The organism is Paenibacillus sp. FSL F4-0100 (genome assembly GCF_037993005.1).
Lineage (GTDB): Bacteria > Bacillota > Bacilli > Paenibacillales > Paenibacillaceae > Paenibacillus_AQ.
In genome coordinates this window covers 1,266,415-1,279,084 of the sequence record NZ_CP150303.1, presented here as the reverse complement: position 1 = coordinate 1,279,084, position 12,670 = coordinate 1,266,415, and the positions used below count along the sequence as shown (strand labels likewise).

Annotated in this window: 11 protein-coding genes; 2 read left to right on the top strand and 9 right to left on the bottom strand. The window is 44.1% G+C overall.

Annotated features, from left to right (window positions below):
- Positions 1 to 3 precede the first annotated feature (3 nt).
- The 5 genes from MHH48_RS05600 to MHH48_RS05580 all read right to left on the bottom strand — a co-directional run bounded on the left by MHH48_RS05600 (position 4) and on the right by MHH48_RS05580 (position 6,352).
- Positions 4 to 2,217 (bottom strand): ABC transporter ATP-binding protein, encoded by a 2,214-nt coding sequence (locus MHH48_RS05600; RefSeq protein WP_076325485.1) that lies wholly within the window; start codon positions 2,215 to 2,217, stop codon positions 4 to 6.
- Between the two features lie 615 nt (positions 2,218 to 2,832).
- Positions 2,833 to 3,864: a Gfo/Idh/MocA family oxidoreductase gene (locus tag MHH48_RS05595; protein WP_076325486.1), complete on the bottom strand. Its 1,032-nt coding sequence runs from the start codon at positions 3,862 to 3,864 to the stop codon at positions 2,833 to 2,835.
- A 168-nt stretch (positions 3,865 to 4,032) separates the two neighbouring features.
- Positions 4,033 to 4,518: a sigma-70 family RNA polymerase sigma factor gene (locus MHH48_RS05590; RefSeq protein ID WP_076325487.1), complete on the bottom strand. Its 486-nt coding sequence runs from the start codon at positions 4,516 to 4,518 to the stop codon at positions 4,033 to 4,035.
- A 363-nt stretch (positions 4,519 to 4,881) separates the two neighbouring features.
- Positions 4,882 to 5,982 carry a M56 family metallopeptidase gene (locus MHH48_RS05585; protein ID WP_076325488.1) on the bottom strand — a complete coding sequence of 367 codons (1,101 nt, stop codon included), beginning with the start codon at positions 5,980 to 5,982 and terminating at the stop codon, positions 4,882 to 4,884.
- Position 5,983: 1 nt separating this feature from the next.
- A complete protein-coding gene (locus MHH48_RS05580) occupies positions 5,984 to 6,352 on the bottom strand; it encodes a BlaI/MecI/CopY family transcriptional regulator (protein WP_076325489.1) in 369 nt (122 codons plus the stop codon).
- A gap of 318 nt (positions 6,353 to 6,670) precedes the next feature.
- Between MHH48_RS05580 and MHH48_RS05575 the strand changes: the two genes are divergently transcribed.
- Positions 6,671 to 7,336: a hypothetical protein gene (locus MHH48_RS05575; RefSeq protein WP_076325490.1), complete on the top strand. Its 666-nt coding sequence runs from the start codon at positions 6,671 to 6,673 to the stop codon at positions 7,334 to 7,336.
- Positions 7,337 to 7,625: 289 nt separating this feature from the next.
- On the opposite strand, the gene MHH48_RS05570 is transcribed toward MHH48_RS05575, so the two are convergent.
- Entirely contained in the window at positions 7,626 to 8,123 is a 498-nt protein-coding gene (locus MHH48_RS05570) for a hypothetical protein (RefSeq protein ID WP_076325491.1), read from the bottom strand.
- A gap of 92 nt (positions 8,124 to 8,215) precedes the next feature.
- Here MHH48_RS05570 and MHH48_RS05565 point away from each other — a divergent pair, with 92 nt between their 5' ends.
- Positions 8,216 to 8,611 (top strand): DUF4878 domain-containing protein, encoded by a 396-nt coding sequence (locus MHH48_RS05565; protein WP_076325492.1) that lies wholly within the window; start codon positions 8,216 to 8,218, stop codon positions 8,609 to 8,611.
- Positions 8,612 to 9,043: 432 nt separating this feature from the next.
- Here the strand turns inward: MHH48_RS05565 and MHH48_RS05560 are convergent, their stop codons facing one another.
- The 3 genes from MHH48_RS05560 to MHH48_RS05550 all read right to left on the bottom strand — a co-directional run bounded on the left by MHH48_RS05560 (position 9,044) and on the right by MHH48_RS05550 (position 12,514).
- Positions 9,044 to 9,283, bottom strand: a complete 240-nt coding sequence (locus MHH48_RS05560) for a hypothetical protein (protein ID WP_076325493.1) — start codon at positions 9,281 to 9,283, stop codon at positions 9,044 to 9,046.
- A 199-nt stretch (positions 9,284 to 9,482) separates the two neighbouring features.
- Positions 9,483 to 11,810 (bottom strand): FtsX-like permease family protein, encoded by a 2,328-nt coding sequence (locus MHH48_RS05555; RefSeq protein ID WP_076325494.1) that lies wholly within the window; start codon positions 11,808 to 11,810, stop codon positions 9,483 to 9,485.
- Complete coding sequence (locus MHH48_RS05550) at positions 11,810 to 12,514, bottom strand: ABC transporter ATP-binding protein (RefSeq protein WP_076325495.1); 705 nt, start codon at positions 12,512 to 12,514, stop codon at positions 11,810 to 11,812. Before MHH48_RS05550 ends, MHH48_RS05555 begins: the two co-directional genes overlap by 1 nt.
- Positions 12,515 to 12,670 lie beyond the last annotated feature (156 nt).

Below are 12,670 nucleotides of genomic sequence, written 5' to 3'. Positions count from 1 at the left end.
AGATTAACCCACCCTTCTCATGCTCAGCGCTTCATCATGCTTTTGTACTAAGCCATGGTATACGCCTTTTATCATCATTAATTGTTCATGTGTCCCTTCTTCAACAACCTTGCCACCGTCCATAACCAGTAAGTAATCCGCATTTCTTAATGTAGACAACCGATGTGCAATCGCTATCGTCGTTCTACCTTGAATTAGCGTTTCAAGCGCTTCTTGAATTTGAAGTTCCGTCTCCGTATCCAGTGATGCCGTTGCTTCATCCAGGATTAAAATTTGGGGATTATGCAGAACCGCCCGTGCGATGGATATTCTTTGCTTCTCTCCACCAGACAGAATATGACCTCCAGTACCAACGATCGTGTCATAACCATCGGGCAGCTTTTCAATGAAATCATGCGCATTCGCAATTCGAGCAGCGTTAATGATGTCATCCAGCGAGCATTCAGGATCAGCGTAAGCAATATTCTCGGCGATTGTTCCCATAAACACATATAACTCTTGCGACACAATCCCGATGCTTTTACGCATCGTGTCGATTTGGAGATCTTTTACGTTAACTCCGTCTATTACGATTTCACCATCTGTAACATCATATAGGCGAGAAATCAGATTCACGAGTGTGGATTTACCGGCACCCGAGCGTCCCACGACACCGATCATCTGGCCTGGTTTTGCATGCATTGACACATCTTTCAGTATCAGCTTGTTCGGCTCATAACCGAAGGTGACATGGGAAAGGCGAATATCGCCATTCAAGCGCTCTATAGGAATCGCATCCTCCTTTTCTACAACATCGGAGACGGCATCCTGTATTTCAAAAATACGCTGCGCCGCACTCATACAACTGGACCACCAATTGACAATGTTATTCATAAACTGTAGTGGACCATACAGCATGTAAATATAACTTATAAAAGTCATGATTTCACCGAACGAGAGACTACCCTGCATCACCCTCCAACCACCAAAAGCCCAGATTAAGATGCCCCCAAATTGAGTAAGGATCGTTAATATCGGGAAGATTGTACTGCTCATCAGGTTAAAGGACTGTTCCGAGTCTGAGTAGGATGAATTCGCTCTCTGGAAACGCTCAAGCTCTTGACGTTCTTTCCCGAATGCCTTCACAACTCGCGTACCCTGTATCGTATCACTGATCATGGCGTTGAGCATGCTCACACGTCTGTGTCTCCGCCAGGACAACCGCCATAGCTTAGGGAACACCCATCGTATCAGCAGCAAGACAAATGGAATCGGGATGAAGCAGATCAATGTGAGTTTCCAGTCCATAATCAACATAATGGTGGTAATACCGATGATATTCATGGCATTGACGATAAAGTAAGAAATGCCATCTACGAAAAAATACTGCAATTCTTGCGCATCATTGCTAACCCTTGTCATGAGCTGACCGGTTTGTTTTTTCTGAAAAAAACTAAGCGATAACCGCTGCATCGCAGCGAACACGCTTGCCTTCAAATCAAATACTACATTCGCCGCCAATCTGGCATTTATCGTGCTAAATAGGATCCCGAACAATAAGGAAATCGTTCGAAAAACAAAAATGAGTAGGATCACGAGACCAATTCGTCCAGCGAAGTCTCCGGTATTCCCAAGGGCTTGGTCGAACAATACCGTACCTTGCAGATAAGGTATGACAAGACCTGTAGCGGAATTGAGCAGCATAAACAGGACAATGAAAAACATCAGAAGTTTATACTGTCCAGCAAATCTAAGCAGCCTAGAGAATATGGCATGCTTTTTCATACATTTCGGGCAAATTTGCCTGCCTTCTTCGGGATATCTCATCCCACATTTCGGACAGGTGATGTTCTCCTGGCGATCTACAACCTCTTCATCGCTAATGTCTTCTTTCTTCTTAATCTTAGTAAAGATCGAGACAAACTTGGCAGCGCTCCCCATCTGTCCATTCGTAAATGCTCCGATGACCCGCTCCTCATCCTCTTGTAGAACAACGATACCGGAGGCGATTAAATTGACGGTGAATACGGTTTCAATATTGTTGATATCAATGGACTCTACATTCGCCGTATCTCCTTGGAATGACACAACGAAAAGCTTTTCCTTACTTAGAATTAAATACGTACTTGCGAAGCCTTCGCCATCCATACTTCGATCACATAACATCCAGTAGATAACGTCATAAGGCTCATGAGGTTGTATCGGAACAATCACTTCATGCGGTAAGCTTTTGATCATGGGCTCCCCTTTCATCATTCGATAAATCTATAATTCCGAATATTTTTTGTTAGAACCCCAATAAGGTATTTATCCCCTGTAAATATATTATCAACTAAGATGTGAAGATAGTGTGTGTTCTTAAGTCTCATCCAGCCAAAGCTCGTACCAGTATACTCCTTTATTTGCATTGTACAGCATACCCGTTTCCAACCGGGGCTTCAACCAGTGACTCCACAGGTTCGCAAGCAAAATCGGCCATAGCGTTTCCCACCAGGATAATATACCCTTCCAAAATATGCTGGCCCTGTCCTTCCAAGTCTTCGGATCTCACTGCACGCCACAAAAAACGCACCACTCAATCAAGATGCGTTTGTCGCTGCTATTCATAAGCTGCATACGGGGCCTGTGCAGCAGCTTTCCAAATTACTCGCTAATATGCCCGCCGATCGTTCCAATATCCACCACTTGGGTCGCATTTTCATGCACATGGATCCATGCTTGCCTGTCGTAAAGCCGGATGCGGAAATCTTCATCTTCATCCTGTCATAGACCTACTCTAAGGTTGCGAAACCTAAGCTTCAACAAAGGGACGCCGTCTGAGATGGCTCCCTTGTTTTAGCCGAACATCACCCATCAAGGCGTTAACATAATTCCTACCGCTTTGCCCCCCATCAATTGTGGCCTTACATCCGTAAAACTCTCACCCGGCCTCCGCAGGGCTTCCAAAATAACCTGCGCGTTATACCCGTCGTAGAAATCATAAATGAGACCGGACTCTCCATTTAACATCTGAATGATTTGCTTCAGGATTGGCAGCGGGCTGACGACGTCGTCCACAGGTACGGGCTGTATATCCAAATCCTTGCCGCTTCGGTACAGGTTGCACCAGTTCTCCAATGCCAAGGTGCCTTCCTCACCGTGGACCACCAGGGAAACACGCTCATCCCCTTCCCGTTCGTCGGTTCCCGACAGGCGAATCTCGATATCATTATGTAATCTGAGAACGGCCTGGACACGGCTTTCGGACTGATTCGAATCCGACGGGAACTCGATCTCGCTCTTCACATGCGTAATCGGCCCGAACACCTGCTGGATCATCTGGATCCAGTGAATGCCGACCTCCAGCAGGTATCCGCCCTGTTGCCTTGACGTAATCCATGGATTCTGCTGCCAGGCCCTCGGCCACTGCGGAAACTCCAGGTACAGATCCATGCTTTGAATCCGGCCGATCGCCTGCTCCTCAAGCAATCCCTGCAGCTTCAGAACGGCCGGGTCGAGCGGAAGCGAGAAATGAACCGCATGGAGCACATCGGCCTTCTCGGCCAGCTCGACCAGACTCCGGGCTTCCGTCAGGCTGCCCGCAAGCGGCTTCTCGCAGAAGACATGGATGCCTTTCTCAAATGCGATCCGGGCCACGTCATAATGCAGGGACGGCGGAACCGCGATATACACCAGGTCAAGCGGCACCTCGTCCAACAGCTGGCGATAGTCGGTGTACAGCCTTGGACGAATCTCTGCTTCTGCGACTTCCCGGTGCAGACTGGATTCATCACTGTCGCAAATGGCGACTAATTCGATCTTTTCTGCATATTGGGGCAGTAAGCGGTGTATCATATGCCGGCCCATGTGCCCTAAGCCGATGACAGCCATTTTTTGTTTAATCATCCTGTTCTCCTATTCATTCACGATTGAAGTTTTCCATTGAATGCCACGTCCCCTATTATAGATCAAGGTGCTGCCGCCCGTACACTTAGATATACCCAGAAACGGTACTGTTCCGTTATTCCTTTGGACCAGAGCGCATGGCCCCTTTTTTTGTATGCTGCCAGCTGTTTAAACCATTTTTTTAAAACTTTTCTTCAACTTCTTCTTCGCTCGCTGAACACGTTTTTTACAAGCCTCTACAGAAATCCCAATTTCTTTAGCTGCCTCCAACATCGAGTACTTATCCAGAGCAATCTTTTTGAGTAATTTATAGTCCTCACTATTGGTTAAGTCAGAGTACATAAAATCAATATCGAGTGCATCACTATTCCCAGGGATCACGTTCTCATCTAACTCCAAGAAATTACGGAGGTACACCTGACTGCGAACTTTGTTTTTAATAACATTCTTTAACGTATTTAATAGCCAACCTTTCGGATTGGGGCTAAATAAGAGTTTGTCGGCTTTAACACACGCAATTCTAAATGTGTCCTGAACGGCTTCTTCAGCTAGTGAACGGTCGCTCAACATGTTTTGTGCATATGCAAACAACAAAAAATACATCTCCAAATATAATGCTTTAATAACACGTCGTTGGTTATCATTTAGAATCATCCTCTCACCACCTTCTCCGCATACTAATTCTCCAATTAAGGTATTATTTTATATAATCTCTTAATATTTGGTATTTATAGTTTACTCGATAAGCGGATTAAAAGGGGCGATTTAACAATTTCTTCAAAATTCAAAAAAAAGCTGAGGACTTCTATCTAGAAAGGCAGGATGGAAAATTAAGCGGCGGCGAAAGATCCGGGAATTGACTCTGCTGTAGTACGTGGATAGGTATAATCCTTCCAAACAATATCCGGAAAAATGAAAGCAACCTAAGCCCGTACGAAACTGGACTCAGGTTGCTTAACATAGCTTTTAAATGGCGGTTTACTTCGCGGTAGTCAGTTCAAAAAAGTTGCCTTCTCTTTATTTATTACTTGAGTCTAAATTATTTGCGTAGCGGCGCAGCAACTCCTTGAGGCGGGTTACTTCGTTATCAATAGGGCTCTCGCTGTCATAAGACCAAGTAACAGTCTCAGTACCAATAGATGCTTGCTGGTCGTCTGCATTAGCTTCATCGGTTAGCGCGGATCCGGTCCATATAATGCCCGCAAGAGCCATACAAAAGATCAAAATGCCCGCCTTCTTCCCTTTTTGGTCCATAATTAAAGATATCCGATTTTTCAAGTCTTTTTTTCCTCCATAAAAATTAGTTGATAATCCTGTTTGGAGCTTCGCACCATTCCTGACAACGGCAATAATGGTCTCCCCATATTGCATTCGACGTTGATGATCTGCATTCTGTAAAACCAATGCATCACAGGAGATTTCACATTGTTTCGCAGCCGCTTTTGCCATAAGATAAACCACCGGATTAAACCAATGAATCGCGGTTGCCGTCAAAATCATGGCCTTATACCAAAGGTCGTGCCGTTTATAATGAATCAACTCATGCTTTAGAATCAGTGACAATACATCATCTGACAGTTTCATAGGCGGAAGTAAAATGACAGGTCTGAAAAAGCCAACGAGCATCGGGTTTGTAACACTCTCACATACGCTTAACCCTACAGGTTTGGTAATCCTCAGTTCCGATCTTACACGGTTCAAAATCCCCAAAACCTTCGCATCGATAACAGGCTCACTCCATCGGCGTACCGTCTTTATGAAGCGACCATGCCGCAGGGCATGATACAATACGATGCTTACAACGCCACATCCCCAAATCGCTGCAAGCAGCCACCACAAAGGGATTGTTCCCCGAGCGTTACCCATATCGCTTACGTCCATGAACGGCATTGATTGGGCAAAAGCTACAGGAATATCCGGGATGGACACATGGAGAATTAACTGGTCGATCCGGGGACGAAAGGGGAATATCCAGCCTGCCGCAATCAGCAACCAAACCCTATACATCCACTTTGCGGCATATCGTTTTGATAAAAGGGGCCGTATTGCCGCATACGCAAGCGTTATCAACGACATTGAAACAGAGCAATGGATCAGGGTTACTAAAAATCCCTGCATATCACTCCCTCTTTTCTTTCAGCCACTTTTCTAGTTGATCTAAGTCGCTGTCCTTTACCTTGTTACCAGCATACAGCGTAGCAACCAAGCTGAAGAAGGAATTCGCATGAAAACGCTCCATAAAGTCGCCCGTTTCAAATTTCAGGTAGTCCTCCTTGCTAATAAGAGGAAAATAAGTGCGCTCTCTTCCCTTTTTTTCAGCTCGAATGAAACCTCGTTCCATTAGCCGTAACATTAGGGAAATGACCGTCTGCGCTTTCCATCCCCTTTCGTTTCCAAGCTGTTGCATAATAATTTGGGTCGTTACAGGGGGATCATTGGCCCAAACCACTTTCATAATGTCAAACTCCGCATCAGGCAGCTTTTTCATCGTTTTGTGAATCAACTCCTTTAAGACAATTGTCTACATAATATTCTACACTTGTCTTATATAGATGTCAAAACTAAACAAACAAGATAAAATCTGGATCATCATAAAATGCTATTGAATTATTGAAGAAACTTGTCCCCGGATTGCTACATTAAAACATATATGTAATGAAAGCCAAACAATGTAACACTCATGAATTGGAGGTGGTTCCGTTGGACAATGAACGTACATCTTCACGTGGAACAGCATAATACTTCACTTGATAATACAGCACTTTTGAAACCCAAATTCCCAATTTTAGAATGGAGGCTATCGGCAATGAAAAAAAACGCTCTCTTATTTTTCTCGGTACTGACTCTTCTCCTTCTCCTCACTCCGAGCCTTGCTTTTGCGAATGATCAACAGGACTACAACTCCCTGTCACAACAGGAACTCGCGTATCAGGATATTGACGTAGCGCCCGAGGAATGGAAGGACGAAATCTTGGACGCAAGGAATTCTGTAATTTACAGCACTTCTTGGACTGTTGATGGCCAGGTTACGTATGAGCTGCCAGATGGAACAATTGAAGAGCTTCCTGAATTTTCGGACCTGTTTCCGGATTGGGAGGTTCCTAAATTGAAAGAGGACGTGCGCAATGAACAGTTAGCTAAGCTGAAAGCTTATGATTTTCAGATCCTTGCCGCGAATTATGTAGGGTTCGTCTACCTATTTGAACCATCCGATTCTTCAGCGACACTGCCGTTTTACACCTTTTATACCAGCGCCAACAGAGTTACAATGACAGCCGACTCTTTGCCAGGGACAAGCTATAATGGCGGTTTCACGAATATTGACACTGGTGCAGACCTCGGTTATGTAAATAACGTTAAGCAAGGCGGAAAAATATATCTTACGAACCCTAAACGTAACACCGCCTACGGGGCTCGTGCGAGTACGCACAGCACAACCGGATATGCGCAAATGAGTGTAGTTGATGGTTAACGTTGCTGGTGGAGAAGACTCTACACCGAGGTAGTTATTTCCAACTAATGTGGTGATTAGGATATGTCATATTTCAAACTTTAGTTGCTAGAAGTTCTATTTTATCAATTATCAAAGCGCCACGCCTCATGAAAAAGGGCGTGGTGCTTTTCTCAAGTCATGGTACCTGCCATTCTAAACTCGATGCTCATCCCTTCGGAAAAAAAATTGTCGATATCAAAAAGAACCCCACCGGCTAAATGCTGGCAGGGTCTTTGTTATTTAGTCCACTGTTAACTTATGTACCTATTTACCTCGTTTGCTCGTAAGCTGTTATGGTACCTTTAACGTTTCCGACAATTTTCAATCGATACTCTGTATTGGTTTTAAGGTTCTCAAAGTATTCATACCGACTAACATTGACAGGTATCGTAACGGTTTGGACTCCAATATAACCACCTGACCAAGTGCTGAATTCATCAAGTACTACCTGATAATCTTTAGTGCTAGGGTTAGTGTTTGGTGTCGCACTTGAGGATATTCTAATAGAATTTAATGTTGAGCTAGGTACAACAATATCCCTTGGAATCCGGTAATTAGTTGTAACCTCATAATCAGCTGTATAATAAATTTTACCATATGCAGCAAAAGGAGTGATCTCAGATGGTTCAGATTCTACAAATACTGCGGAGCCATTTTCAGGTGCGTTTAGCAAGTCCTCATAAGATGATTGAGCAAATACAGAGCTCGGAGCTAACAAACCGACTAGCAATGTCAAAGATAAACCAAGTCTTAACTTTTTCTTCATCAATGATACCTCCTAAAATTTGATAAAATAGTATAATTACAGGTATAATATAACACATATAGCCATACTATATAAGCAATTAGGAGGTAATAATGACAAAAGTTGTTATTAAATTTGGGATTATTATGTTATTTTTACTGTTTTTTGTAATTTCAATTGGTTGCAGTAACAAAAATCATCCGGAGAGCGTATTAAAAAATTATATTAAACTAGTAGAAGAAAAGAAGTCTGATGAAGCTTATACTTTATTGAATCCAGATAACTTACCGGATAAAGAACTGTTTGCTGATTCCATCGAAAATCAACCAACGATTAAATCATTTAAAATTCTTGAATCAAAAAAAGTTGATGACAGCACCTACAAATTTCTTACAAACATGAAAACTGATAATGGTATAGAAAGCGAAAATGTGTTTGTTTTGGTAAAAGAAGGTGGAGATTGGTTGATTTCTTTAAATACTGATCCTACTAAAAGTATTGAATTTTAGGTAATCTCGTATACCATTTAGGAAGGCACTTGGTAAACACAATGGCCCTGGGCACACCTTGAAGTGCACCCCATAGATTCGTTGACGGAGATAAATACACCTTATCGCAAGCAGAGTTAGCAACTTCATTAAGATCAAATCAATGGACTTATCGGACTGGATTATTAAAAAACGGAAATATGATCATTGATCTTCATTGGATGGAAATACATCCTGCATCCCTCAATCACAAATAAAAAAAGGACGCGATTCGCTCACGTCCTTTTTTGTCACCAACTACCTCAATCTTGCCAACAGAAAACTCCCTCAAGCCTTCCTTCTTGAGCTTATCCCTACTTACACCTATTGTCTGAAAACCGTCTACTATATTACTCTACTTCTCAATATACCTCTCAATAACTCAACCTTTAAACATCTTCTTTCACCAACACATCAAAAGTCTTTCATATGCCCATCATTTTCTTGCTCATTGACCTTTTCTCCGGATACGAAAATAGAAAGCTGTCCTTGATACTCCCACATCTTTATCCAAGGATATGTTCCCTCTGGTAGCTCAAAAACTCTTTCCTCTAGGGGCTTAATAGGTTCCTTGGAAGTTTTACTGCCATGCAAAAATGTTCCTGGGTGAATATTAATTTCCTTACCCGTATCATTAAAATAAACTAACTTCATCTAAATCTCCTTCTATAATGGTTAATTTTGTATCCATATTGTATCACACCAAACGGCAGCCTCGATGCCCTCTTCATTGCAGATGTTGCTTCGTCTAAGATCTTTTCATTCCATGGACAATCCACGATAAACTCCATTCCTCTAGAGTTTTACTAAACAAGTATAAACACGCAAAAAGTTAATTAAGCAGGAATACAATTCACTCCACTCCCTTCAACGACTCTATCATATGAATCCGCGTCACCTTTTTTCGAAGCATGAGGTTAGAGAGAAGGGTCAGTAAGAATGCCAGCACAACAGATGCCAGCAGGATCACTAGGTTTAATTGATCCGGGATTTGCTGATGCGTACTCGATAGCGCCTTGATGATGATGGAATAGACATAACCGCTGATCGGCAGAGCGACAATGACCGCAAAAGCGGTTAACAGCATGTTCTCAGAGAAGATCAACCGGTTGATTTTACGTTTGGGATAGCCTAGTACCTTCAGGGTGGCAAGCTCGCGATTCCTTTCGTAAATGTTGATGGAAGAGATCGTGTAGATGGCGCCGAAGGACAGAATGATAGCGCAGATGATAAACATGATGAAGATAAAGCTGTTTTGCTTCAGCATATACTGCGCTGATTTCTTGAGATCATTCTTGTCTGCAATGGCATCCACCTGTGGATCTTGTTCAAAGAAGCTGCGAACGTCCGCCAGATCTGCTGCGCTATGTACGCTCACTAACAGCGAAGAAGGATCGTAGTCGATTCCCAAACTCTTCATATAGCTTGGTGTGCTGTAGAACGACGGATTCGAATACTGTGTGGATATATCCAGAACCCTCATATCGACGATGGTTTGGTTAAGCTCCGGTGCCGTAAATTGAATCTGAATCGTATCCCCTTCTGCAATATGATACTGATCCGCGTAAGATTTCGGTACCAGCACGCCATGTTCCTCTAACGATAGCCGATTGCCTTTTTCATCATAAAAGCGAATCAACTCATTATCCTGCTCCGTAACCACGAGCGTAGCATTTTCTTTGTTTTCCCCTTGGATGAGTTCCACAGGGTAGGTGGACAACCCATAATGGTCTACAATGCCGGAGGGCAGTGCTGCCCTATCCGGGAACGATCCGATCGCATAATCGACTCGTAAATCATACGTATTTACCTCTTCAATCTGGCCAGCTACCTTGAGCAGGGCCGTCTGCGTGCCGAAAGCCGTGATCAACAAAACCGTACTGACCACAACACCAACGGAGCTCGCGAATGCTTTTTGTTTATTTAAGAAGATATTTCTTAGAATAATCTTGTTGCTGTAGGACAGCCGACTCCACATCCCTGGAATTTTCTCTATGAGCAGCCTCTTCATCTTCTTGGGCGGTTTCGGACGCATTGCCTGCGCAGCACGTTCTTGCAAGATCGCTCTTCCGCTGAAATAGCAGGACAGCATGCCAAACGCACTGGAGCAGATCATCGGAGGTAGGAGCGTAAAGAACGAAAGGGTGAACGTCAGGTCAGGCAGGGAGTAGGATCTTCCAATCGACGTTGTTATGAGTGGAATGAACAGGGCGGCGGCGATGGCATAGCCCAGGATGGAGCCGATGACACCTGCCAGCACGGGGTAGCCCATGTAATGCAGCATGATGCTTCTATTTTTCACCCCTAATGCCTTCATAATGCCCACTTGATTTCGCTGGGAATCTATAATCCTCGACATGATTAGAAACAGGATCACCGCTTCAATCAAAAAGAGAACGATCGGGATCACCCTGCTCATCAGCTTATTATTATGGATCGTTTGCTGGGTCTGGGAATAATTGAAGGTACGTTCTTTGCTGACCTGGCTTACATAAGGGAGTAACTGGGAATGTGCCTCAATGGCCTGGCCTAACTGGTCAATATCGTAACCATCCTGGGCAGTAATCATGACCTCATTGTAAAACATGCCGCCTGCGATTTCAGATATGGTCTCTTCGGGGATATAAGCTATACCAAAAGCTTGATGGTCCTGGGTTTCGTTCTTCTTGGCATGCTCCACATTCTCATTCAGGCCGCTAATCGTGAACGTCATATCCTTGTCATTCACACGAATGCTGATGGAATCACCGACACGGTAATGATGCGCCTCAGCATAGTGGGAGTCCAATAGGATCTCATTCGGCCCTTCTGGCATCCTGCCCTCCATCATCCTGGATGTGTTGATTTCATTCGGTACGGGGATCGAATGCACCGTTAATGTAGCTTTATCATTCTCAAAAGCCTGTTCGGCCTGGACGGTATAACGCCCTTCAATGTGTTGAATACCATCAATGTCTCGTAAGTCCGCCACATCCTCTTCGGAAATTTGACTGTAATAAACATTCAAATCGCTTAGATTATGTTCTTGAAAATACCCCTTCGTATAGGCGCTAAGATTGTCGCTCAAGGTAACAAGCCCCGTGTAGAAAAAAGCTCCCACCGCGATAACCAAAACAATGGCTATGAATTGTCCTACCGACTGTTTCATGTCCCTTAATAATTTCAACGATAAAATCTTCATCACCACTCGATCCCTTCAACGCTTTGTTTGTGCTCATTGATCGTGATGCTCTCGATCTTCCCGCTCTTGACGCGGATCACTTTATCCGCCATCGGCGCGATGGCCGAATTATGGGTGACCAGCACGACGCATGTCTTCGTTTCCTTGTTCAAATCTTGAAGAAGCTTTAACACCGATTTTCCTGTCACATAATCCAGAGCACCGGTGGGTTCGTCGCAGAGGAGAAGCGCGGGATTCTTGGCAACCGCTCTTGCGATCGCAACTCTTTGCTGTTCACCGCCAGAGAGCTGGGAAGGGAAGTTCTTCAAACGATCCGCTAGTCCAACCTTATGTAAAATATCACGGGCGTCCAGATGGTCCTTACATACCTCTGTCGCAAATTCCACGTTCTCCAGCGCATTCAAATTCGGAATCAGGTTATAGAATTGAAATACGAAGCCAACCTTCTCGCCTCGATATTCGGTTAATCTCTTCTCGCTCCATCCCGTAATCTCTTGATCTTCAACAAACACTTGTCCCGCGGTAGCGGTATCCATCCCGCCGAGAATGTTCAAAATCGTGCTTTTCCCCGCCCCGCTGGCCCCTAGAATCACGACGAATTCCCCCTCCAATATGGAGAAGTCAACGCCCGCAAGGGCTTGAATCGTCACCTCGCCGATTGAATAGGCCTTGGTTACGTTTTTGAATTCGATTAACGTTGTCACTTCTTACATCTCCCCGTATTGGATTTTCCGGAAATGGGTTGCCTGCCATTCCCGGTCACTTGTGAAGAAACTACCGTTTCTCACTAAACCGCTGGTTTCATTCTATATCCATCATATCTAGCCTCATGGATATTTCTTCCTGCAGCCGATGTATTT

What these genes read in the sequence shown, in the direction of transcription:
- MHH48_RS05600 (WP_076325485.1), bottom strand. Translation starts at nt 2,217, where the DNA reads ATGATCAAAAGCTTACCGCATGAAGTGATTGTTCCGATACAACCTCAT.
- MHH48_RS05595 (WP_076325486.1), bottom strand. Translation starts at nt 3,864, where the DNA reads ATGATTAAACAAAAAATGGCTGTCATCGGCTTAGGGCACATGGGCCGG.
- MHH48_RS05590 (WP_076325487.1), bottom strand. Translation starts at nt 4,518, where the DNA reads ATGATTCTAAATGATAACCAACGACGTGTTATTAAAGCATTATATTTG.
- MHH48_RS05585 (WP_076325488.1), bottom strand. Translation starts at nt 5,982, where the DNA reads ATGCAGGGATTTTTAGTAACCCTGATCCATTGCTCTGTTTCAATGTCG.
- MHH48_RS05580 (WP_076325489.1), bottom strand. Translation starts at nt 6,352, where the DNA reads ATGAAAAAGCTGCCTGATGCGGAGTTTGACATTATGAAAGTGGTTTGG.
- MHH48_RS05575 (WP_076325490.1), top strand. Translation starts at nt 6,671, where the DNA reads ATGAAAAAAAACGCTCTCTTATTTTTCTCGGTACTGACTCTTCTCCTT.
- MHH48_RS05570 (WP_076325491.1), bottom strand. Translation starts at nt 8,123, where the DNA reads ATGAAGAAAAAGTTAAGACTTGGTTTATCTTTGACATTGCTAGTCGGT.
- MHH48_RS05565 (WP_076325492.1), top strand. Translation starts at nt 8,216, where the DNA reads ATGACAAAAGTTGTTATTAAATTTGGGATTATTATGTTATTTTTACTG.
- MHH48_RS05560 (WP_076325493.1), bottom strand. Translation starts at nt 9,283, where the DNA reads ATGAAGTTAGTTTATTTTAATGATACGGGTAAGGAAATTAATATTCAC.
- MHH48_RS05555 (WP_076325494.1), bottom strand. Translation starts at nt 11,810, where the DNA reads ATGAAGATTTTATCGTTGAAATTATTAAGGGACATGAAACAGTCGGTA.